The sequence below is a fragment of the Nitrospirota bacterium genome (assembly GCA_023229435.1).
Taxonomy (GTDB): Bacteria; Nitrospirota; UBA9217; order UBA9217; family UBA9217; genus JALNZF01.
Genome location: JALNZF010000006.1, coordinates 92,659 through 115,886, shown reverse-complemented (window position 1 = coordinate 115,886; position 23,228 = coordinate 92,659). Strand labels below are relative to the sequence as shown.

Here is a 23,228-nt window from a genome sequence, read left to right as displayed (position 1 = left end):
TGCCGAGTATGGAGGAAACATATTGTTGCCTTTTTCATAATATCTGTCAAGCAGTTTTTTCGGATGGCAGCGGAAATAAAAACAGGGGATAAAGAGCGACGATTAGCTATCCCTGAAGCTTTGCGCAACTATCGCGAAGTTTTGCGGAATCGATGATCGGATCGTAGCAGGTGTTTGCCGTGCAGGGAATCACGCGGTTGTTCATTTCACCGTAGAGAACCACGGTGTATGTCGTGCCGGTGAGCGCCCGTGCAGCACGGGCGAGTTCACCGTCAGGAAGCGCCTCGACCGTGAGCTTGAGCATGCGGTAAAATGCATCATACGCGCAGAAAAACGCTCCGGCATGGACGCTCATCTCAAGCGCTGCTCTTGCAAAGAGCCTCAGCGACTGTTCCGCCTGCTGCCGGTATGAGTCCTTCCCAATCATGAGCGAGAGCTTCAGCAGAAGCATGATGGCCAGGGCATTGGCGGAAGCATGCGGAACATCCTCGATCCGTTTGAGCCGCGTTCCCAGCACGTTGTCCTCAGTATCAAAGAATCCGCCCTCTTCAGGATCATGGAATTTCCCCACGCATACGACCATCAGTTCGTCAGCAAGCGCCAGATACCGGGACGCGGCAGTGGCCTCATACCCTGCGATCAGCGCGTCAATGAGTTGGACGTAGTCATCGAGCACGGCCGTGATATTCTCCGTGTGATACAGGCGCCCGTTGATAAAGCGCTCGTTCAGTATCCGCTCGAGGCTATGAACGGCGAACCTTCTGAGCTCCTCGTTGCCGATCACCGAGTATGCATGAAAATAGGAGGCGATGAGCATACCGTTCAGGGAAGTATAGAGGGTTGTGTCGATAAAGGGGGTCTCCCGCCGGGTGCGCGCTGCGATCAGTTTTTTCTTTCCGTTCAGGAAAAGCCGCCTGACCTCCTCGATGTCCCTGCTGAGTTCCGCGGCAAGATCTTCGAGATTGCTTGTGACAGCGAGCACCTGCTTCGCCGGATCATGATGCATGCTTCCCCGCTCGGGCATCAGGTAAAGGGAAAGCACGGCATATTCATCGGGATCGAGCACCTTCCGAAACTCATCCCCGGTCCAAGTGAAGTACCCGCCCTCGTCATCGGGCGTCACATCCGCGTCCTGGCTTGCGTAGAATCCGCCCGCGGGATCCGAGAGTACTTCCCGCGTGAAGGCAACGATACCCAGGGCAACTTCCCGAAACCGTTCGTCGCCGAACATGGTGTAGCCGTCGATATAGTTCCTGAGAAGCCCCGCATTGTCGTCGGCCATTTTCTCAAAATGCGGAATGGTCCACGCCTCGTCCACGGAATAGCGATGGAACCCGCCGCCAAGCTGGTCGTGGAATCCGCCCGCAGCCATGGCTTCGAGCATCCTGCGCGCGGCATCGCCGACAGCGGGATCGCCCCCCGCACCCGCGCGGCGAAGCAGGAACTCCAGCGCGCCCGGCATGGGGAACTTTGGCGCTGCGCCGAACCCGCCGTTCCGCTGATCAACAACGGCAAGGATGGCATGCTGAGCTTCCATCAACGACGATTCGCTCAGGTCGCCGGCAACGGGTGTTTCAGGCTTCAGTGAATCCAGTACGCGACGGGCATACCCTTCAACGTCTCCCCGTTTTGTCTTATAATGATCGCTCACCGCTCTCAGCACCTTTTTGAATCCCGGCCTGCCCTGCCGATCCTCGGGCGGGAAATAGGTGCCGCCATAAAATGGATGCTTGTCCGGCGTCAGGAAGACCGAGAGCGGCCATCCGCCTCCGCTGCCCATGGCCGCGACCGCCTGCTGATACCTGCGGTCGATATCGGGCCTTTCGTCGCGGTCGAGCTTGATCGCGATGAAATGTTCGTTCAAAAGCCGCGCTGTCTCCTCGTCCTCAAAGGACTCTTTGGCCATCACATGGCACCAGTGGCACCATACCGCGCCCGTGCTCAGGAAGACCGGCTTGTCCTCTTGATGCGCCAGCTCGAAGGCCTCATCGGACCAGGGATACCAGTCGATCTTCTGGGTTGACGCGTGACGGAGATACGGGGATTTTTCGTCGGCGAGTTTGTTCATAAAAGAATTTTGACAGGATAACGGGATTTAAACGGGCCATGAAGATATCCTCCTCACCCCGGCCCTCTCCCCGATAGGGTGAGGGGCAAGTTCGTAACAATTTCAAATTCGTTGGTATTGACCAGGTTTATGGCGCTGAAACCGGAGCGGCGCCCGTAACGTCGCTGAAGAACCGGAAGCCGCCTTTACCGCCTTCCTTGATCTTGTACATTGCGGCGTCGGCCTTGTTCAACAGCGTTTCCGCGTCATCGCCGTCCAGGGGGTAGATGCTGATGCCGATGCTCACGCCCATGCTCAGCTCGAGGCCTTTTGTCAGGAACGGCCTGGCCACGGCGGTGATGATCTTCCTGGCGACCACTGCCGCGTCCCCGGGCGCGGCGATCCGCGCGCAGATGCCGATGAACTCGTCGCCGCCCATGCGCGCGACCGTGTCCGAAGTCCGCGTGCACGATGTCATCCTTTTCGAGGTCTCGGTCAGCACCAGGTCGCCCACTTCGTGGCCGAAGGTATCGTTAATATGCTTGAAGTTGTCCAGGTCCATGTACAGGAGCGCCAGCACATACTGGTTGCGTCTCGCGAGCGCCAGGAGCTGGTTCATGCGGTCAAAGAACAGCATGCGGTTCGGCAGTCCGGTGAGCGTATCGTACAGTGCCAGGTGCTCGAGCCGCTTCTCCACGCGTTTCCGTTCGGTGATGTCCTTGAAGAGCCTTTGCACCGCGTGCTTCCCCTGGTATACGAATTTGATGCCCGCGACCTCCACATCGATCACACCGCCGTCGAGCCGTACGTACTTCTCCTCGATCCACGGCACCATGTCCACCTCGTTCTCCAATTGCTCCATCCGCGTCTTCACCATTTCCCTGAAATCGGGATGCACGACATCCAGCGCGGACATCCCGATGATCTGGCCCGGATGCGACGCCCCGAGAATGCGCGCCCCGGCCGGATTGATGAACACGAACTTGTCCCCGGCATGAATTGAAATGCCGTCCGGCGACAGCTCGACCAGCTTTCTATACCGCGCTTCGCTTTCCCGGACCGCTTCTTCCATGCGCCGGCCATCATCAATAAGCTGTTGTTTGTAAAGGACCTGGCTGATGACCGCGGGGAGCAGCTCCAGATACTTCATGTCCACGTCTTTGACGATATAATCCGCCGCCCCCAGTTTGAGCGCTTCGACGGCGACCTCTTCGTTGCCCTCCCCGGTCACCATGATGACCGGAGGGAACTTCCCTTTCAAGGCAAGCGCGCGGATAACGTCGATCCCGCCGCGGACCGGCATGTAGTAATCAATAAGGAGAACATCGTACCGTGCTGCTTCGACCATCTTGAGCCCGTCCTCGCCGTTGGACGCGATATCGACGTGGAAACCGATCCGCTGCAGGCTTTTTTGCATCAGAACGGCGAGCCCCGGATCGTCCTCCATGTAGAGTATGCGGAGTATGGTGTTCTCGGTCATGGTTGTCACTCCTTATTTGGCGTTTTGACGATCGAGATAAACCTGCTGAGCTTCTGGATCGTGTCGGAAAACTTATCGTATTCCACCGGTTTCGTTATGTACATATTACAACCGAGATCATAGCACCGCTCGACCTCTTGCGGATTGTCGGTGGTCGTCAGGACCACAACGGGTACCTTTTTCGTGCGCTCGTCGTTCTTGATGATCTTCAGCACCTGATATCCGCTCAAAATCGGGAGATTGAGATCGAGGAGGATAAGGTCCGGCGCCGGGCGCTCATCCGTTGCATATTCCCCCTGCTTGAACAGGTAGTTCACCGCCTTCCGGCCGTCGTCGAGCACAACGATCTCGTGGGTAACTCCTCCCCGTTGAAGATTCTTTTTGATAAGCAAAGCATGGCCGGGATCATCTTCGACAAGAAGAATCGGCGCTGCGGTGGCATTGAGAATGCTCATAATCGCCCTCCCTTGGAAAGCGGTTCGCCGTTCACCCCGACGGAGACCGGCAACGAGAAGCTGAACGTCGTCCCGGCCCTCTCTTTGTCAGTACGTCCCGCGCCGGCGCGGGATCAGGTAAAGAAAGGCCAGGCGTCTTTGAAAAATGGACATCATCGACCGTAAGAAACGGTCAATTATAACGGTAAAATAGAATTACTTTTTTCGAGACCATCAATTATATAGTATCATACTATCATCGCCGGTAACGCAAAAAAGGGAAGCTCACCGGCCGATCACTCCTTTTCCGGAACCTTGACGATCGCAAGGAACAATCCGAGCGTCTTGACCGCTTCACTGAACTTTGCATACTCCACCGGTTTGGTGACATAGACATTGCACCCGAGTTCGTAACATCGCGAGACCTCGTGCGGGTTGTCGGTGGTCGTCAGCACCACAACAGGGATCTGCCTCGTGCGCTCGTCATTCTTTATGATCTTGAGCACCTGATAGCCGTTCAGGACCGGCAGGTTCAGATCGAGGAGGATGAGGAGCGGCGCCGGATGATTGGAACCGCTGAAGGCCTCCCTCTTGAAGAGGAAATCAACCGCCTGCTGTCCGTCATCGAGTTTAATGATGCTGTTCGCGATCCCCGCCCGCCGAAGGTTCTTTTCGATCAGCAGCGCATGACCCGCATCGTCCTCAACTAATAAAATCGTCACCGCATCATGATTCTCCATGGGTACTCTTTCCTCCTTCTGGTACTGTTTGTTCGGCATGCTGGACACTATGCGGGATCGTGAAACTGAATACGGATCCTTTCCCGGGCTCTGATTCGCACCAGATGCGGCCGCCGTGTCGGCGCACGAGCGTTTTTACATAGACGAGTCCCATCCCCTGACCGGGGCCCTCCTGTTTGCCCACCCGTCGGAATAGTTCAAATACCGTGGGGATGTCCTTCCGGGAGATGCCTTTCCCATTGTCCCGAATATGGAAAATGGTCTCCTGCGCGTTCTGTTCAGTGGTGATCTCGATCTCCCCTGCGCGGTCCGGGTCGAGGTATTTGAGACCATTGTCCAGGAGAAACTCCATGATCATATTCAAGGCTTTTCGATCCGCGTTGATAACCGGAGGCGAGTCGAATTTCAGGAGAACCGCGTCTTTCCCGCCGCCATCGGCCAGCTTTCCCCAGGCTGTCCGGACCACCGCCCCGGCGTCCACCGGCTCCACGCGCAGATTACGGTTCCCCATCCGCCAGAGTTCGAGCACGGACTTGATCAGAACATCCATCTTATTCACCGAATAGTCAATGAACCGGAGTGACTCCATTACCTCCTGCTCCAACTCCCGATGGCGTCTCACCCGCTCCTGATCGGCCGGGTCGCCGGCGCCCTGGATCTCGATCAGGGCTTTCAGGGACGTTTGCAGTTCGCTGGTAAAACCTTTAACGTTCACCAGCGGGGTACGAAGGTCATGAAAAAATATATTGGTGATATTTTTCAGCTCACTATGGGCGGCCTCCAGCTCCAGAGAATAGTTCTTGAGCTTCGCCTCGGTGTGTTTGCGCTCCGTGATATCGTGGGCCACGCACACGATACCCTGCACCCTGTTCAGAGAATCAACCAATGCCGAAGCGGAGAAAAGAACAGGCACTTTTCCCCCATCCCTGGCCAGATAGGTTTTCTCCGCATTGTTGATCGGTCCTTTCGTAAGCACATCGTGAATGTCGAAATTCCCGCCGGCAGGGTCCAGGAGGACCGAATTGATCGGCCGTCCGATAAGTTCATCCTCATCTCTGCCCAACAACGCGCAGGCGGCTGCGTTCATTCGCTGGATCGCGCCCTCGGTGGATACCATGATCAGCGTGTCCGTCATGTTTCTGAGAATGCTGTCGACATAGTCCCGGGATACGGTCGTCTTCTCCAGGTCCTTCGCCATCTGATTAAAGCTCCCGACAAGCTCCTGGATCTCGCCTGTTGCTGATATGGTTACCCGGGTTGAAAGGTCGCCCTTCGCAAAACGGGCGGCGGAACGGCCGAGTTCTATGATCGGGTCCAGGATCGTCTTTTTGGAAGAAATGAACAGGACCACGCCGAGAATAAATGCGAGGCTGAAGCTCATCGCAACGAGAAAGAGGACAGTTTTCATGATCTGCTTATGGATCTTGTGCTCGGACAGGCCGATCGTAACCGTGCCCAGGGTATCCACGCCCAGCATGATCGGCACGGATACCTCTTTGACACCCACCTGATGTTTGATGGCCGCAAGGATATCCGGCAACTCACAGTCTTTCGACAACCCCTGAAGGACGTCTTTCAGTCCCGGCCACTTATAGTTGATGCTCTCAAATTGCGTGGTAAGGATCTTGCCTTCGTTGTTCCTGATGATGGTATAGATGATCTCTTCATCCGTGTTCAATTCAGTGTAAACGGTATTCAAGCGGAGATTGCCGCTTATGATCAAGGCGTTTTCGTTGCGATTCGCGATATTGGCCGCAAGACCCATCCCCTTGCTCGTCAGGGAATCCTTGAGCATAGCTGCAACATTGTTCCCGATGACGGCACTGGTCACGCAGGTGCCGATAAAAAGGATGATGGAGATGTCCTTGAGGAATTTAAACCGGATGTTTTTCCTGAAATCTTTTTTAGTCATAGGTCATCATTCCGTCCCCCCCCCCCTGAGCGGGCCTTCGCGAACGACTACTCCACGGTCCTGGTAACATTTTTCATAAAATTCGACGGGACCTGAAACTGCCCGGCTTGTGCCGACTTCAGATTAAAGATCACATCGATTTTTTTCGGAAGCTCAATGGGAATTGACGACGGCGCTGCGCCTTGCAAAATCTTTGCGGCCTTTGCCCCTGCCAGAAGTCCTTCACTATAGGAATTTGCACATACCCCCATGAGCACCCCCTTGTCTACCATGTCTTCGAGATGGGTGATGGTGACCACCTTTGCCTTGTTCGCCATGTCGACAATGATCGGGGTCGTTGATCCGATAATACTGCTGCCGGTGAGATAGATCGCGTCCGCGGTATGGACGACCTCCATCATTATCTCGGCTACTTCTTCCTTCCGGGTCAACGGGACAGCGACGATCTTCATGGGTGAATTGGTTTGAAGTTTCTGCAGTTCCTTAAGCTGCGCCTCGGAGTTTTTTTCACCCGGCGTGTACAGCACCGCCAGTTTTTTCACCGGCGCGAACTCTTTCAGTTTTTGCAGAAGGACCGACATGGGTACGTGCGTGGTGGTGCCGGTCGTGTTGTTGCCGGAGCTTTCCAACTTCCTGGCGATACCCGCGTCGACAGGATCATATACCACACTGAAGACCACCGGGATGTCCTTGATCTCTTTTGTGACAGCGAGGGTGCCGACGGTGCCCAGAGTAAGGATCAAGTCCACCCTTGCTTCGGCAAACTTCCGTATCAGGTCCGCGGCCTTCACCCGACTTCCCATTGCATTTTCCATGATGAACGTGGTTGCGGGTTCTCCAAAACCTTCCCGGTCAAGTTGCTCCCGCATGCCTTGCAGGGCCTCGTGGTAGCGACTCTCCTCAAACATGATAAGAACGCCGATTTTTTTCACCTGCGCCTCTTTCCCGTAAACGCCTGCCCCTATCCAGAGACCGTCGTCAAGCTTTAATACATAGGCTATCTTATCTTCGATCTTTTTTGATATCGGGTTTGACCATTTATAGTAGTACCAGCCGCTCCCCTTTCTGGCGGTTTCGATCAGTCCCCTGATGAGGTACCTCCCGTCCGCATCCTGCATATCGATGAGATCCCTGCCTATCAGCTTTGGATTGGACCCGTGGGCAACATTAACCCCGTTAAAATCATAGGCGAATATATACAGGTCTCTATCGATAAACTCGCCCCTTTTCTCGGTTCCCGCCCGGGTGATTTCTGCAAGGGTCTTTTCTCTGCCATATTGCTTGTACCATTGCGCCGCCCTCTCTATCATCACCTTTGCTTCTTCTTTCGAGCCCTGGCCGACTTTTTGTCCGGCAAAGCCGGCGCTCATGGGCCCGAACAGGAACAAACCCGCCACCATAGACGCCAGGATCTTTTTCATATGCCTGCCTCACTTTCAACAGTCTCTCAGTATGAACTCCATGACAATCGTTCTCTTGTTTTGTTCACCAACGGGCGACCCTTATTCTTCAAGATCTATTCACGTCAAGGGACGCTGCCGGGGACCGTAAAGCTGAAGGTCGTTCCCTTGCCCCGCTCCGATTCGCACCATATCCGGCCGCCCTGTCTGCGGACCAGCGCCTTCACGTATGCGAGACCCATGCCTTCTCCGGGGACGTCCTGTTTTCCCGCCCTGCGGAAGATCTCGAAGACCTTGTGCATGTCCTCTTGTGCGATCCCGCGTCCGTTGTCGCTGACATGAAAGGTCGTTTCATGCGCGCCTTGCTCGGCGGTGATCACGACTTTCCCCTCGCGGCCCTGCTCCAGATACTTCAAGGCGTTGTCGAGCAGGTTGCCCATGATCTGCCCCATGGCGATCTTGTCGGCGGTGATCAGGGGAAGCCCTTCCACGATGACAGACGTTTTGCTCCGCTCGATCTGGTGCGCGAGCGAGCTGAGGATCGATCCCGTCAGGTCCTTCATATCGACGACTTCCGGTTTCAGTTCCCGATGTCCCTCGCGGGACAGCGCCAGGATCGCGTTGATAAGGCCGTCCATGCGGCTGACCGATGACTCGATGAACTTCATGGCAACCGGCGCGTCCTTCTGGATTGCCGTGTTGAGCCGCGCGCGTTCCTTCTCGCCCAGATGGGGGATGCACTGCGTGAGGACCGATTCAATGTCCTGTAACGCGTACTGCAGCTCTCCGGTAAATCCCTTGATGCTGACGAGGGGCGCGCGCAGATCGTGAGAAACGATATTCGCGAAGGACAACACGTCCTCGTTGCTCTGCTTTAATTCCGTCGCATACTGATGAAGCTGTTCCTCGGCCTTCTTCCGTTCCGAAATATCACGGTCAAATGAGAGAATATACCGGTGATCGCCGAGTTCCAGCAGGCCTGCACTCACTTCCACGGGAAAAGTCGTCCCATTCTTCCTGAAATGTCGCATCTCCGTTTTAATCCATTCTCCGCTCACGACGCGCTGAATCAGGTGAGGCGAATCCTGCCCTTCATCAGGAATGTCGAGGTCTTTGATGTTTTTCCCGATCAGTTCGTCGACCGTATAACCATGCGCTTCCGCCGCTGCTGTATTGGCAGCGATGATGTTTCCTGCCTGTGTACCTTCCGCCTCAAGGATAAAGATAGCGTCTCCCGCGCTCTCGAAGAGCATCCGAAACCGCTTTTCGCTTTCCTGCAGAATCTCCTCAGCCCGCCTCTTCTCGCTGACGTCCCTTGCAACATGAACGACCTGGACAATAGCGCCATCATTGTCTTTAATGGGCGACGCGGAGACCTCCACGTAGATTTTTTTTCCTTCTTTTGTATAGTGGATGTGTTCTTCCGTACAGTGCGTGCCTGTTTTGACGGTTTCCACGAGCGGACAGGCGTCGTCAGGAGGAGTGCATACGTCCCTGCGATGATGGGTCACCTCGTAGCAGGTCCTGCCAATGACTTCTTCCTCCTGTACTCCCAACCCTCGCAGGAACGGCTTATTGGCGAGAAGAATCTTGAAATCTTTGGTATCGATGGTCATTACCGCATCATTCAGACTGTCCAAAACGGTTTTCAAGAACGACTGCGATTGCTGAAGTTCCGCGGTTCGCGCTTGTATGCGATTTTCCAGGGTTTCATTGAGCTCTTTGAGATTTTCCTCGGCATTTTTTATCCTCGCAATGGTGTCCCTCGTAAGGCTGATCACGATATATACAAAGACCGCGCCTCCAAGAAAGACCAGCCCTGTTACCAGTTCCAGGGGAAACCTGATACGCCCGACCAGAACGGTCAGGAATGCAAGATACCCCGTGAGAAAAAAGACCATGAGCAAGATCATGACGCGCCATCGTCTCAGCACCTCTCGCGGAATATACTCCTTTGTCTTTTCGCCCCGAAGAATGGCGACAAACATGAAAAGGACCCCGCACAAAACCAACAGACCCGTCACGATCTCGACAACGTTCATAGAACACCTCAACCGGCTTTCTCCTATCCTCGTAGAGGATCGGTCCTCCAGAACGGCATCACGATGCTTTCTCTCCGGGCGGTGCTGATTTGTCCGGGATCGTAAAACTGAACACGGTTCCGATCCCTGGTTCTGATTCGCACCAGATACGGCCATCGTGGCTTTTGACCAGCGTTTTCACGTATGCCAATCCCATCCCTTCGCCGGCCACGTCCTGCTTCCCCGCCCTTCGGAAGATCTCGAAGACTTTTTGGATGTCGTCTTCGGCGATCCCCCGTCCGTTGTCCTTGACGCGCACGATCGTTTCCTTTTCCGAGCGTTCCGCGGTTATTTCGATCCTGCCCGGTCGCCCCGGTTCAAGGTATTTCAGGGCATTGTCCAGGAGGTTCCCCATGATCTGCTCCATGGCCGTCCTGTCCGCGACGATCACGGGCAGCGTGCCGATCGTGACAGTCGCTCGCTTTTGATCGATCTGGTGGGCAAATGTTGCAAGGAGAAATTGCATAAAGGCCGCCAGGTCAATGGATTCCGGACGAAGCTCCCGGCCGCCGAAGCGTGAAAGCTTGAGCATGGCGCCGATGAGCCCATCCATCCGGTCTATGGATGATCCAATGAACCCGGCGGACTCGGCGACATCTTCCCGAAACAGCTGGTTCAGCTTGTCCAGTTTTTCCTTGGGAAGAACGTGCGCGAAGGTCTCGATCAGTATAAGGGCCTCCCGCAGAGACCGTTCCAGCTCGACCGTAAAGCCCTTCACGTTCACCAGGGGAGCACGTAGGTCGTGGGACACGCTGTACACGAACGACTTCAATTCTTCATTGGTCTCCCGGAGTTTCTCGGCGGAGCGCGCGATCTGTTCCTCGGCGAGTTTTCGGTCCTTGATGCTGATAAAGCTCTCGATAAGCAGGGGCCGCCCCTGGAGTGACAACTGGACGACGGATTTCAGGATCGGGACGCGGTCACCCTGCGCCGTGATGAGTATCCGCTCCGAATTATCGACCGTTTCCCCGCCGTCCGTGATGGGGCAGTACCCTGCTCCGGCGGGACAGACAAACAAGTGGCAGGCGCGCCCGACAATCTCCTCTTTCGGCGCCCCGATCATTTCCGCTGCAAAGGAGTTTACCTGCACGATCTCGTGGGTATGGTAATCGATCACGACGATGCCTGCATGGATGGAATCAAGGATATTTTTCACATGTTCTTCGTTTTGCCTCAGCAGTTCTTCGGCCTGTTTCCGGACGGTCAGTTCCTGCTGGATCTGATCGATCATGCGGTCGAAAAAATTCGCGAGCGCGCCGAATTCATCCTGGCGGTCGCCGTTGAGCCGGACGGTAAGATCCCCCTGCATAACGGCCTTATTGGCGTTGATCAGGTCCCGAATGGGACGGGAAATGAATTTCAGGATGACCCAGGTGAGGAAAAAACCGAATACCAGCGTGGCGGCCCCGGTCCCTGCCAGCAGCGCGTTGCGGTGAGAAACCGCGTGGTCGTGCGTCGAACGGTGAAAGAAGGTGAGCAGCAAGACCGGCTGCCCTTCCGGTCCGCCGGGGGAAGCGAACAACCTTCGGTGGATTGAGGTCGAACCGGACGGAGGATCTCCAAGATGGACCGTTTCCCCGTCCCGGGAGATGGTGATTGCATCGAAACCGAACCGCGCGACATCGCTCTGCAGCGCTGCCGCGGCCTCCTGCACGGTCGCCGCTGTCCCGGGGTACAGTTCCTGCGCGGCCCGTAATGCGAACCGGTCGGCATTCTCGTCATACTGCCGGTTCAGTTCGCCCTCCATGTCGCGCATCAGGAATATGGCAACGGCGAAACCAACGGCGGCAACGGCATAGAGCACCGTTGCCGTGATCTTCACGGCAATGCTCGTCTGCCAGTTTTTTGTCCAGTCGCTGGTTGTCGCGAGGGGCCTTTCCATTATTTAAATCCTATTTTTTTCAAAAACATCGCCATGGGACAAATACCGCTGATGCCCGCCATGATAAGCGCAAATCCCAGGAACCAGGGGAAAAACCAGAGCGCGTCGCGAAATAACACGTAGGATATGATCAGAAAACCCGCGACTACCAGGCGCAGCGCCCGCTCTGCATCAAAACCGCGAGTCGTTGCGAAGGATTCCGTTCCTGACAGCCGGACGGATGTAGATCCGTATCGCAACCGTGACACCAAAAGCGGAACACGCCAGTTGGTGATCCCTTCAAATAGTTCGAAGCCGATGTATCCATAGACCGCATAGTCCCATCTCATGAAGAGGAACAGGATCAAGGTTGACCCGAGGATCAATCGGAAAAAACGCTCAGTCATAAAACCTCCTTCTTGCTCAGCATGGCGAAACAGCATCACCGGTCCCCGTACGGTCCGGTGAACGACTGTCCTGCCGGGAATAGTTCCTACTCTTTTTTCGGCACTTTGATGATGGAGAGAAGCAGTCCGAGGTTCTGAATTGCCTTGCTGAACGCCTCGTACTCCACCGGTTTCGTGACATACACGTTGCATCCCAGTTCGTAGCACTTCGCCACTTCCGCGGGGTTGTCCGTGGTCGTCAGTATGACGACGGGTATCTGCTTCGTACGCTCATCGTTCTTAATGATCTTGAGCACCTGGTAGCCGTCCAGAACAGGCAGGTTCAGGTCGAGCAGCATGACCATCGGGGCCGGATGGGTGTCGCCCGTGTAACCGTCCCTTTTCAGCAGGAAATCGACGGCCTTCTGGCCGTCATTGAGCATCATGATCTCATTGGCAATCCCGGCCCGCCTCAGGTTCTTCTCGATCAGCATCGCATGGCCGGGGTCGTCTTCAACTAATAAAATCATCACCGCCTCAAACTGTTCCATAAACGCTTCTCCTTTTTCCCCTCAAATTATGCACGCACGGCTGCCGGATGGGGGATCGTAAAACTGAAGGTCGTTCCCTTCCCCGGCTCCGATTCGCACCATATCCGGCCGCCCTGTCTGCGGACCAGCATCTTCACGTACGCGAGACCCATGCCTTCGCCGGGGACGTCCTGTTTCCCCGCCCTGCGGAAGATCTCGAAGACCTTGTGCATGTCCTCTTGCGCGATCCCTCGGCCATTATCAATGACATGGAAAACGACCTCTTCTTCATTGCGCTCGGCAGTAACGGTTATTTCCCCCGCGCGGACCGGATCAAGATACTTCAAGGCATTATCGAGAAGATTTCCCATGATCTGCTCCATGGCGAGCTTGTCAGCGGTAATTATCGGAAGATCTCCGATGGTTACGACTGTCTTCCGCTGTTCGATCTGGTGCGCGAGGGAACTGAGGATCGACTTCGCGAGCGCAGTCACATTGAGCGGTTCGGGTTTGAGTTCCCGGTGTCCCAACCGTGACAGGACCAGGACCGCATTGATGAGCCCGTCCATCCGGCCGACCGATGACGTGATAAAGTCCATTGCCACGGGCACATCCTTCCGGTACGTTGTCGCGAGTTGAGTCCTGTCCTGTTCGCTCAGGTGGGGCATGCACCGATCGAGGATCGGCTCTATTTCCTGCAACGCGTACTGCAGTTCGCCGGCAAATCCCTTGATGCTGACCAGGGGCGCGCGCAGATCGTGGGAAACGATATACGAGAACGACAAGACATCCTCATTGCTCTGTTTGAGTTCCGCGGCATACTGCTGGAGCTTCTGTTCCGCGCTCTTTTGGTCGGTGATATCGATAAACGCCTCGAGAAGCACCTGCTCGCCTTCGATCTCAATGGGCACCACGGTTTTTAATATGGGAATACGTTTGCCGTCTTTGGTGATGATGATTTTCTCGGCTTGATCCACCGTGGTATGCAGATCAATGAGCGGGCATTTATCGTCTTCGGTCGGACAGAACGATTTATTGCATATCTCGCCGACGATCTGCTCTTCCGAGTCATATCCCATGAGATCCAACGCCGCTTTATTGGCACTCCGGACCTTCTTGTCCATGCCCATTACAACGACGCCATAGGGTGTCGCGCTCAGGATCGTCTTTAACGTCTGTTGGGTGTGCAAAAGCTGGTATTCCGCGATCTTCCGCTCCGTGATGTCCCGGTCAAAGGCCAGGACGAGCTTGTGATCGCCGATCTCCAGCAAACCAGCGTTTACTTCCGCAAAAAAAACCGTTCCGTTCTTTCTGCGATGGGTTACCTCGTGGAATTGTATCCTCTCTCCGCCCAGGATACGCCGCATCAAGTGGGGGGCGTTTTGTGCGGTCTGCGGAGTGTCCAGCTCCCGGATATTTTTATTGATCAGTTCATCAACCGCATACCCGTGCATTTTCGCCGCTGTTTTGTTCAGCGCCACTATCTTCCCGGCCTCCTCGCCTTCCGCCTCAAGAATAAAAATGGCGTCGCCCGCGGTTTCAAACAGCATCCGGTACCGCTTCTCGCTTTCCTGGAGCAATTCATCCGCTTTTTTCCGTTCGGCGATCTCTTTCTCCAGGGGCTTCATCGCCGTTATATTCACGGTATACCATAAAAATAATCCCAACAGACCGATAAAGATGACCGAACCGCCGATGAGCTTGAAACTCAGTTTGTTAAGACTTTTTTCTATCATCGAAAAATCTTTGGCCAGCTCGAGGGTGATCAAATACTCCCCTTCGTACGAGACCTTTTGTTGTGCGCGGTAAAAATGTTTCACGGGCAGCGGGCTCTTATATTCCACAAGCACGAAATTGTTCGGGGCAATGGCCCTGATTTCGAGCACGTCCGGATGCTCCTTTCCCCATTGAATGAGAAAATTTTCCACCGTGCCGTAATCGTGCTTCAGCAAAGCTTCATGCACAAGGGCCCCCATGAGGTCCAGTTCATTCCTGACATCGTTCTGCCGGATATCCTTGAGAAACCTGCGCTGCTGAGACACAATGACCACGTCCGCCGCCACCAGGGAAACGAGCAGTACGGCAACGAACCAGAAGACCGGCCGGCTGTATTTGAAGGCTGAATCTCTCATCATTATTTGATCCCGATCTTTTCGAGCTGCCGGACGATCTCTCGCATGCTGTCGTAATCATTATCCTGTCCCGCTACGATGCCGGTCGCGCCTTCTTTTACCCCGGTGAGTATCGCTCTGCCCGAATTGTCGTTTTTCAGGTCCGATAACGCCTTGCGCAGGGCCTGCACCGTTTTTTCGGGGAGTTTGCCGGAGGCGACGATCAGATGGTCGGAAAATTCCGGGGTGCGGGCCAGCATTCTGAGGCCGCGTTTTTCATAATGCAAAAAAATATCCTCCCTCATGGCGCCGGCGTCAAAGTCGCCAGACAACACCCCGAGCGCGACATTTTGATGCCTGCCGAGAAACGCATGGGTCCCCAGTGTATCGATAGGTACCCCCGCCTTCCTCAACTGGTATAAAGGCACTAAATGACTCATCGTGGAATTGGTGTCTCCAAAGGCAAACCGCTTTCCCCGCAGGTCCGCGAGACTGCGTACGGGACTGTCTTTGGAGACAAAAATGACGCCGCGGAACGTGGCCTTTCCGTTAGTCTCGAAACGTCCGAGAATTGATTTTTTACCGTACCGGTCCGCCATCTTTATGTACGGCGCGGGCCCCATATAGGCAAGGTCAAATTTGTCCTTGCCCATTTTATCGATCTGTTCCTCGTAGTCCCGGGTAACGACGACCTTGATCGGTTGACCGATCTTTTGGCTGAGATAAGTCGCAAGCGGATCGAACCTCTCGTGGAGTTGCCCCTCAATCATGAAAGGGTGTATACCGAATAACAGAGGCTCCTGCGCGTATACGGTCCCTGCTGAAGATAACAGCAACGGCAAGAACATGAAGACTGAAAGAAAAACTGATCGAAGAATACTCATTGACGACCTCCCTAGTGTCTCACGAGTTGAACGCCGCGCCCTGAGTGCCCGCCCCCGCTATGATGCGATGAGCATTATCCATCATTCATTCAATGCTCATTTTTTTCAGCTCTTTTATTTTTTTCAGATCGTCCAAAATCGTCCGCAGATTGTCGTAATCCTTGTCTTCGACCTGCCCGATCGCGGTCAAGCCTTCCTTGATGGAAGTCATGATTGCGATGCCTTCAGGGCTGTTTTTCAGTTCATACAGCGCCTTGCGCAATATGGTTACCGTCTGTTCCGGAAGTTTATTGCTCGTGACAAATATATGTTCCGAAATATCGGGGGTCCTTTCGAGGACCCGAAGTCCTCTCGATTCATATTTAGCAAAGATTTCGTCCTTTACGGCCCCGGCATCAAAATCTCCGGCCAAAACTCCCAAGGCGACATTTTCGTGTTTATCAAGAAAGTTATACGTGTCGATTTGGTCCAGCGTTACACCGGCCTTCCAGAGCATTTGTAACGGCACCCTGGTCATGGTGGAGTTTTTGTCGCAGAAGGCGAACTTTTTCCCGCGCAGGTCTCGCAGGGTTTTTATGCTGCTGTCTTTCTTCACAAATATCATGCCGTGAAAATAACCTTTCCCCTTGTTTTCGATGCGGGCAAGAAGGGGCTTCCTGCCGTAAATAGTGACCATTTTGACATACTCGGAGGGCCCCATAAATGCAATGTCCAGCGCGTCCCTGCCGATGCTGTCAATTTGGTCCTGATAATCTCTCGTAATGACGATGGATACTTTTCTGCCGAGTTTTTTTTCAAAATACTCAACGAGCGGCGTAAACCGCTTGTGCAACTCCGTTGCGGCCAGATACGGATGGATGCCCAGTTTTAACGGCTCTGCCGCTGCTGTTTCCGATACCGGCAGAGACAGGAAAAGAAAGAATACGGATGCAAGACAATAAAGCGTACATTGTTTCATGATCGTTCTCCTCTTGAGATGATAAAAATGTTTTCCTCCGGGTTCGTGACCACGTACGTCAAGCTCTCTACGCTAACCGCGGGGAACCACCTGGCATGACAACTTGACAACGGGACCATGAAGGATGAGAACCGCAACACATAACGAATTAATTACAAGTATATCAAATAAATGAGAGCGACAAGGGAAATAATTGACAACGCAGGGGGAGGTGGTGGAGGAATAAACTCTGTTCGTTTCATCAGGGCGACCACGCCGGCGACGTGTAGTTCGCGTCGTTCGGGGTGATCCGCTCGAGGTCCGTGCCGTCGGCATTCATGATGTAAAGGTTTGACTTGCCCTCGCGGTTTGAGCTGAACAGGATCTGTCTGCCCGAGGGCGACCACGCGGGGTTCTCGTCGCTCCCCGGACCGCTCGTGAGGAGACGCATGTCCGACCCGTCCGGGTTCACCGTCGCGATCTTGAAAAGCCCCCTGATCTGAGAAACAAACACGATCCGGTCTCCCCGCGACGACCATTGGGGCGAGGCATTGTACGTTCCTTCGAAGGTGATCCGGCGTGCGTCGGTCCCATCTGCGCTCATGATGTAGAGCTGCGGCGAACCCGCCCTGCCCGAGGTGAACACGATCTCCCGTCCATTCGGCGACCAGGCCGGGGAAACATTATCGTAGGTCCCGTACGTAAGCCGCTCAAGATCGCCCCCCATCCTGTTCATGGTGTAGATCTGGGCGCCGCCGTCCTTGCTCATGGCCGCGGCCAGGCGTTTCCCGTTCGGCGACCAGGCCGGAGAGATGTTCAGCCCTTCATTGCCCGCCATCTTCCACCGCTTGCCCGTCTCCATGTCCAGCCCGAAAAGATCGGGGTTCCTGTCCTTGTACGAAACGTAGGCGAGCACTTTCCCCTCGGGGTTCCAGGCAGGGGACAGACAGATGGAGCGGTCCGCGGTGATCTTCATCGCGTTCTGGCCGTCGTAGTCCATGACGTAGAGCTCTTTGGCGCGGGTCTTGTCCGAGACGTAGGCGATACGGGTCCGCGCGATGCCCTTCTCGCCCGTGTACCGCGAAACGATCTCGTCGGCAAAGGTATGAACCATGCGCCGGAACGTTTCTTCATTACCGAAATAGTCCTTGTTCGTGATCCGCATTCCCGATGCCGCGTCATACAGTTTGCCGGACAGCACGACGTCCTTTCCCTTTCTCTGGATCCTGGCCCACACCACGCCGGTAAGGCCAAAGGTGCCGCCGCGCTTGATCAGGTCCGAGGCGGGCTCACTGTTTCCCGTTATCCTGAGGTCCAGTTTTTTCGGGTCCATGACCTCGAAGATCTGGGAGCGGCGCAGGTCCGATTGCAGCACTTCGAGCGCCATGTCGCGGAGCGCCGGAGATCCCGTTTCATCCTGAATATCGAGCACCGTGATGGGGATCTTTTTGGCCTCACCGCGGATCACCCCGAGATAATATTGGGCGGTCGCAGGAATCGCGGTCAGCAGAATAAGCGCTATGATGAAGAGAATGCGTTTCATGATTTTTCCTTATCAAACTTCAGGGCCGGCCGCACAGAACTGATTTTCCCCGGTCCCTGATTCCCTGACCCTCTCCTGGCACTCAATCTTCCGGAATCAAATCCACGGTGAATTCCAATGACTGTTGAAAAAATTCGTCCGGCAAACGCGGAAACGGGTTTGACGCTTGTATTGCGCGGTACGCAGCCTGCTTGAAGGTGAAGGAACCGTTCGAATAGTCGTCATCCAAACGAACAGCTACCAGCCAGCCGGATCGGTTGATTTTAAATATCACCCTCGCTTTTGCATTGATACTGTCCGGAGGAGGGTTCCAATTCTGCCTTATCTTTTCGCTGACGGTGTCGATATACCAGGAATATTTAAAGTCCTGCCGGGGTGTGACGTCAACCCCTTCGCTTTTCTTTCCCGCTGTCGCAGGTCCTTCGGCAGGAGCGGAAGGAATGGCAGGCGATTTTTTCGGCGTTGCCTCACTGGATTTTGTCTGTTCCATCGGCGCCGGCGTCTTCTTCTTCAGCGTAAGATCGGGAATGCTGTCTTTTTTTCTCGCCGCCTTTTTAAGCTCCACTGCCGCCTTTTTCGTCTTCGGAGACGGCTTCGCCGTATCCGGCATCGCTTCCTTTTTCGGGGGCACGGGAGCGGCTGCGGGTATCGGCACGGTTTCCTTCGGCTGCCCCACCAGTTTCACCTGATACGATGGAGGAAGAACTGTTTTCGGGATCACCAGGAAGTGCAGAAAAAGCGCGACAGCCACAATGGCGGCATGCAGAAAAAAGGAGTAGGAGACCGCAAGTGCAAGCGTATATTTTGACTGTTCAGGCCTCTTCCTCGAAGGTACTATCCTCGAAGGCCTCTTCCTCGAATGCAACTTCATCGAGCGGGCTCACCCCCGGGGGCGGCCTCGGTCACCATGCCGAGCCGGTCAATGCCCGCGCGTTTTACAATGTCCATTACCTGCACCACGGCCCCGTAGGGAGCGTCCTTGTCGGCGCGAAGATAGACATTGATAAGAGGCTTGGATTTACGGAGGGAGTTGAGCACATCCTTGAGTTTCGAAATGTCCACCCGCTCCTGCTCCACGAACAACGCCTGCGAACGGGTGACCGTCAGCACGACCCGGTCCTCCTGCTTCACCGTATTGGCCTCGGATTTGGGCAGGTTCACGTCCAGTCCCCGGCTCATCATCGGCGAGATAATCATGTAAAAGAAGAGCACCACGAGCAGCACGTCGATCAGCGGCACGAGATTGATCTCGCGCATAAGATGCCGTTCCCGTCGCTCGAAGCTCATGGTTTCCTCCGGAGCAGGTTCCGCTCGATGAAGCTCAGGAACTCCATGGAAAAGGAATCCATCCGCGTGGAGATGCTCCTGATCTTCTCCGAAAAATAGTTATAGGCGATCACCGCCGGGATGGCCACGAACAGCCCCATGGAGGTGTTGATGAGCGCCGCCGCGAGTCCCGGTGCAAGCGCGCCGATATCCCCCGTTCCCTTGAGGCCAATGCCGTAGAAGGCTTCCATGATGCCCCATACCGTGGCCAGGAGGCCCAGCAGCGGCCCTACGGTGCCCGTCGTGCCGAGGAATGCGAGGTAGCGCTCCATGTAGATGATCTCGTCCTGCGTGTTGATCTTGAGCGAGCGCTCAATTTCCTGGGAAATAAGCGGCCGCTCCTCCTCGGTCACCTTGCCGTCCGGCAGGGTCTTGATGATGGACTCGGCCTTCCGGTAGCCTTCCACGAAGAGCGTGGCAAGGGGACTGTATTTCTTCTCGTCAGCGATTTTAAAAAGCTCTTCGATCTTCTTTGTCTTCCGGAACGCGCTCAGGAAGGCGTGGGACTCATTCTCCGATCTTCTCAGGAACTGATACTTGAGAAGAATCATGGCCCAGGAGACCACGGAAAATCCCATCAGGATGAACACGATCACCTTGCCGAACCAACTGACCTCCCCGAAGAGTCCGACCACTCCTGTGCCTATTCCAGGCACCGCGCTGATTGCAAGCATAATTACCTCCGTAGACTAATTGGAAATTGAAGATTGGAAATTGGAAATTTTAAATTGAGGCAAAAAACAATTTGCAATCTAAAATTTCCAATTTGCAATTTCCAATTCGGTGTCAATAGACGCCGATCACCTTCCCCATTTCCGACACATCATACCCGCCCATGCTGACGATCCGCTCCCGGAAATCCTTGTCCTCACGAATGATCCCGAGCAACGCCTGCATCATCGGCGTATCATAAAAATCCCGCACTATGGCAAGATCATACCGCTCCTGCGCTACGGGGACGAAATCGAGATCGAGCGCCTGCGCCGCCGAGAGCACCGCCAGCCCGGTGTCCGCCGCGCCCGAAAGCACGGCTGCTGCAACCGCCATGTGGGTGAATTCTTCATGATAATACCCGTTTACTGCGCCCGGGTCAATCCGTAATTTTTTCAGATGCAGGTCGGTCAAAAGCCGCGTACCGGCGCCTGCCTGTCGGTTCACAAACACCACGTCCTTGCGTCTCAGATCGTCGAACCCCTGGATGCCTTTGGGGTTGCCCTTCGGAACGATGAAGCCCTGGGTCCGGTACACAAGGTTTACGAGCATGATCTTCGTATCCGGCAGAAGCTTCTTGATGTAACTTATATTATACTCTCCCGTTTCCTCATCGAGCAGATGCGTACCCGCGAGATGCGCTTCTCCGCGTTTGAGCGCGAGGAGGCCGCCCATGCTTCCCACGTGCGCGGATGAGAGCGAATACTCCGGATGTTTTTTCCTGAGATAATTGCCGAGCACGTCAAGGGCATTGTCATGCGAACCGATGCACACAATGGTGTTCTCGATCTCGCGGGCCGTGCGCAGTAACTCCACGGTCACTGCGTGACCGGCTGCAATCCCCTCGCTCTGCGCGGGAACACGGATGATACCGTCCGCGCGCACCAGCGACATGAGCGCCCCCGCCCCCCTGGTCACGGGCGTGGCGATCAGGTTGCCTGACACGCTCCCGAGCTTCACGCGGATGAACTCCTCCTGTCCGAGCGAGGACGCCACCTGCCTGCCGAGCTTTGCCGTGATCGTGTCCGGACCCGACGCTTTCAGGCCCAGGAATGCGTAGACCAGCGGTTTGACGAAAAGTGTGAAAGTAAGCGCCGCTGATACGGGATAGCCCGGGATGCCGATCACGGGTTTGCCGTTGACGATCCCGAGGATCACCGGCTTGCCCGGCTTGATGGAGACGCCATGAACAAGGACCTTCCCGAGTTCGGCGATCACATCGACGGTGAAATCTTCCCTGCCCGCGGATGATCCCGCGTTGATCACAACCAGATCGGAATCGGCAAGCGCGTCGAGAATGTTCTGTCTCAGAAGAGCGGCGCTGTCCTTTACGATATTCTTTCGAACAGCATGGGCGCCATACTCCGTAGCCGTCGCCGCAAGCATGGTTGAATTGAAATCGATGATATCGCCCCGCTTCAGGTCGCTGCCCGGCTCCACCAACTCGGTGCCGGTCGGGATAATCGAGACCACGGGCCTGCGCCGCACCATGACTGTGGAATGTCCGCTCGCGAGCATCGCGGCCATGTCAACAGGACGGACCACGTGGTTCTCGGAGATGATAAGCTCGGTTGCGACAATGTCCTCACCCACCAGACGCACATGCTGCCAGGGTGTAGCAGGTTTGAGTATCTCTATCTCCGATTCCGATATCTTCTCCACATCCTCGATCATGATAACGGCATCGAATCCATCCGGCATGGGGTCGCCGGTGTCGATCGCGACTGCCTGCGCCGGAACGTTGAGCCGCTTGGGCCTGGTCTCTGCGGCACCAAAGGTATCGACGAACTTAACGGCATAACCGTCCATTGCCGCGGAGTGGTAGAACGGCGACGATATTTTCGCGATCACGGCCTCGGAGGTCACGCGCCCGAGCGCGTCGCCAACAGGAATACGTTCACCGGAAAGAGGCGCACCGATACCGGCAGCCGTCAGCGCGTCATTATACTTTTTGATAGCGTCGGCAAGCGGTTCGTTGGAGAGATATTTTTTTTGTTTGAAGGTCATATCAGTTTAGTAAAATCTCGTACCCTTAACTTAATCTACGACTCCTATTATGCCACTTCCATCGCAACACGTGCCGCTAATCCCGCTACAAAAGACGTGAGCCCCGTCAGTTTGCTCATTTCGGAATATGCACCGGATTTGGAAGAGCTTCGGGGCGAAAGGATGACTGAAGCATCGATGTAAAACCCATCCATCATCAGCTTCGTGCAAAGGATTTTGAGACGCTTTGCATACGAAGCGTTACGATATTCCGGAACCAGGGGAAAGTTTGGAGAAATATCCTTGACCGGTGCGCGTAAGGCCGGGCTGTCTTCTATCAGACACAGATAGCCTACAAAAGGTCTTGCATACACTCCAAAGGTATCTCTTCGATAAGCAGCCTGCAGATCAACTGCCAAGCTGAGCGCCTGGTCACAACTGATTATGGTACTCTTCCTGAATGATGGGCCGACCTGGGCATCGAACTTTATGGCCGCGATCAGTTTTCCGTGGTTCATCACGAGCACATCCCATGATTTTACAGTGCAAAAATGGCCGGGAAGCGTAAGGCCCCGGCCTTTCCGGACGATGTCCGCATCGGGCAGGCCATTGGCATGGACAACATCGACAACAAGGTCTATAAACCCGTCCATGCTGCCGCCCGATGTCCCTGTGCTTCGCTTACGCTGGTCTTTACTACCGGCTGACTGCTTCCTCGTTCCGGATACTTTCCTGCTGGTCCAGAACGTCTTGACCGCTGAACGGGCCTTTATTTTATAATCGGCAAGATCAAGTGACATCACGAAACCCCAAAAGCATAATGAATCGTTTTCCGAAACTCTGCACAATGACTGCTGCT

19 protein-coding genes are annotated in these 23,228 nt (G+C 54.9%); all 19 read right to left on the bottom strand.

Annotation, left to right across the window (positions count from 1 at the left end; all coding sequences use genetic code 11):
* Nucleotides 1–106: 106 nt before the first annotated feature.
* The 19 genes from M0R70_06615 to M0R70_06525 all read right to left on the bottom strand — a co-directional run bounded on the left by M0R70_06615 (nt 107) and on the right by M0R70_06525 (nt 23,169).
* Nucleotides 107–2,068: a thioredoxin domain-containing protein gene (locus M0R70_06615; protein MCK9419032.1), complete on the bottom strand. Its 1,962-nt coding sequence runs from the start codon at nt 2,066–2,068 to the stop codon at nt 107–109.
* A gap of 127 nt (nt 2,069–2,195) precedes the next feature.
* Complete coding sequence (locus M0R70_06610; GenBank protein MCK9419031.1) at nt 2,196–3,527, bottom strand: diguanylate cyclase; 1,332 nt, start codon at nt 3,525–3,527, stop codon at nt 2,196–2,198.
* Between the two features lie 5 nt (nt 3,528–3,532).
* Nucleotides 3,533–3,982 carry a response regulator gene (locus M0R70_06605; protein MCK9419030.1) on the bottom strand — a complete coding sequence of 150 codons (450 nt, stop codon included), beginning with the start codon at nt 3,980–3,982 and terminating at the stop codon, nt 3,533–3,535.
* A 275-nt stretch (nt 3,983–4,257) separates the two neighbouring features.
* Entirely contained in the window at nt 4,258–4,701 is a 444-nt protein-coding gene (locus tag M0R70_06600) for a response regulator (GenBank protein ID MCK9419029.1), read from the bottom strand.
* Nucleotides 4,688–6,613, bottom strand: coding sequence for an ATP-binding protein (locus M0R70_06595; GenBank protein MCK9419028.1), 1,926 nt, complete (start codon nt 6,611–6,613; stop codon nt 4,688–4,690). The genes M0R70_06600 and M0R70_06595 overlap by 14 nt, the downstream gene beginning before the upstream one ends.
* Nucleotides 6,614–6,660: 47 nt before the next feature.
* Nucleotides 6,661–8,034, bottom strand: a complete 1,374-nt coding sequence (locus tag M0R70_06590; protein ID MCK9419027.1) for a cache domain-containing protein — start codon at nt 8,032–8,034, stop codon at nt 6,661–6,663.
* Nucleotides 8,035–8,138: 104 nt separating this feature from the next.
* The gene (locus M0R70_06585; GenBank protein ID MCK9419026.1) at nt 8,139–10,055 is read right to left on the bottom strand and encodes a PAS domain S-box protein; all 1,917 of its coding nucleotides are present in this window, start codon (nt 10,053–10,055) and stop codon (nt 8,139–8,141) included.
* 58 nt (nt 10,056–10,113) lie between these two features.
* The gene (locus M0R70_06580; protein MCK9419025.1) at nt 10,114–11,976 is read right to left on the bottom strand and encodes an ATP-binding protein; all 1,863 of its coding nucleotides are present in this window, start codon (nt 11,974–11,976) and stop codon (nt 10,114–10,116) included.
* Nucleotides 11,976–12,362, bottom strand: a complete 387-nt coding sequence (locus M0R70_06575; protein MCK9419024.1) for a DUF2892 domain-containing protein — start codon at nt 12,360–12,362, stop codon at nt 11,976–11,978. The genes M0R70_06580 and M0R70_06575 overlap by 1 nt, the downstream gene beginning before the upstream one ends.
* A gap of 86 nt (nt 12,363–12,448) precedes the next feature.
* Complete coding sequence (locus M0R70_06570; protein ID MCK9419023.1) at nt 12,449–12,892, bottom strand: response regulator; 444 nt, start codon at nt 12,890–12,892, stop codon at nt 12,449–12,451.
* Nucleotides 12,893–12,918: 26 nt separating this feature from the next.
* Complete coding sequence (locus tag M0R70_06565; protein MCK9419022.1) at nt 12,919–15,006, bottom strand: PAS domain S-box protein; 2,088 nt, start codon at nt 15,004–15,006, stop codon at nt 12,919–12,921.
* On the bottom strand, nt 15,006–15,830 hold the full coding sequence (gene phnD, locus M0R70_06560) for a phosphate/phosphite/phosphonate ABC transporter substrate-binding protein (GenBank protein MCK9419021.1): 825 nt from the start codon (nt 15,828–15,830) through the stop codon (nt 15,006–15,008). Before phnD (M0R70_06560) ends, M0R70_06565 begins: the two co-directional genes overlap by 1 nt.
* A 121-nt stretch (nt 15,831–15,951) precedes the next feature.
* The gene (phnD, locus tag M0R70_06555; protein MCK9419020.1) at nt 15,952–16,824 is read right to left on the bottom strand and encodes a phosphate/phosphite/phosphonate ABC transporter substrate-binding protein; all 873 of its coding nucleotides are present in this window, start codon (nt 16,822–16,824) and stop codon (nt 15,952–15,954) included.
* Between the two features lie 241 nt (nt 16,825–17,065).
* Complete coding sequence (tolB, locus tag M0R70_06550) at nt 17,066–18,346, bottom strand: Tol-Pal system beta propeller repeat protein TolB (GenBank protein ID MCK9419019.1); 1,281 nt, start codon at nt 18,344–18,346, stop codon at nt 17,066–17,068.
* Nucleotides 18,347–18,428: 82 nt separating this feature from the next.
* On the bottom strand, nt 18,429–19,217 hold the full coding sequence (locus tag M0R70_06545; protein MCK9419018.1) for a cell envelope integrity protein TolA: 789 nt from the start codon (nt 19,215–19,217) through the stop codon (nt 18,429–18,431).
* Nucleotides 19,214–19,633, bottom strand: coding sequence for a biopolymer transporter ExbD (locus tag M0R70_06540; protein ID MCK9419017.1), 420 nt, complete (start codon nt 19,631–19,633; stop codon nt 19,214–19,216). The genes M0R70_06545 and M0R70_06540 overlap by 4 nt, the downstream gene beginning before the upstream one ends.
* Nucleotides 19,630–20,346 carry a MotA/TolQ/ExbB proton channel family protein gene (locus M0R70_06535; protein ID MCK9419016.1) on the bottom strand — a complete coding sequence of 239 codons (717 nt, stop codon included), beginning with the start codon at nt 20,344–20,346 and terminating at the stop codon, nt 19,630–19,632. The genes M0R70_06540 and M0R70_06535 overlap by 4 nt, the downstream gene beginning before the upstream one ends.
* Before the next feature lie 112 nt (nt 20,347–20,458).
* Nucleotides 20,459–22,390 carry a molybdopterin biosynthesis protein gene (locus M0R70_06530; GenBank protein ID MCK9419015.1) on the bottom strand — a complete coding sequence of 644 codons (1,932 nt, stop codon included), beginning with the start codon at nt 22,388–22,390 and terminating at the stop codon, nt 20,459–20,461.
* A gap of 47 nt (nt 22,391–22,437) precedes the next feature.
* Entirely contained in the window at nt 22,438–23,169 is a 732-nt protein-coding gene (locus M0R70_06525) for a PaeR7I family type II restriction endonuclease (protein MCK9419014.1), read from the bottom strand.
* Between the last annotated feature and the right edge of the window lie 59 nt (nt 23,170–23,228).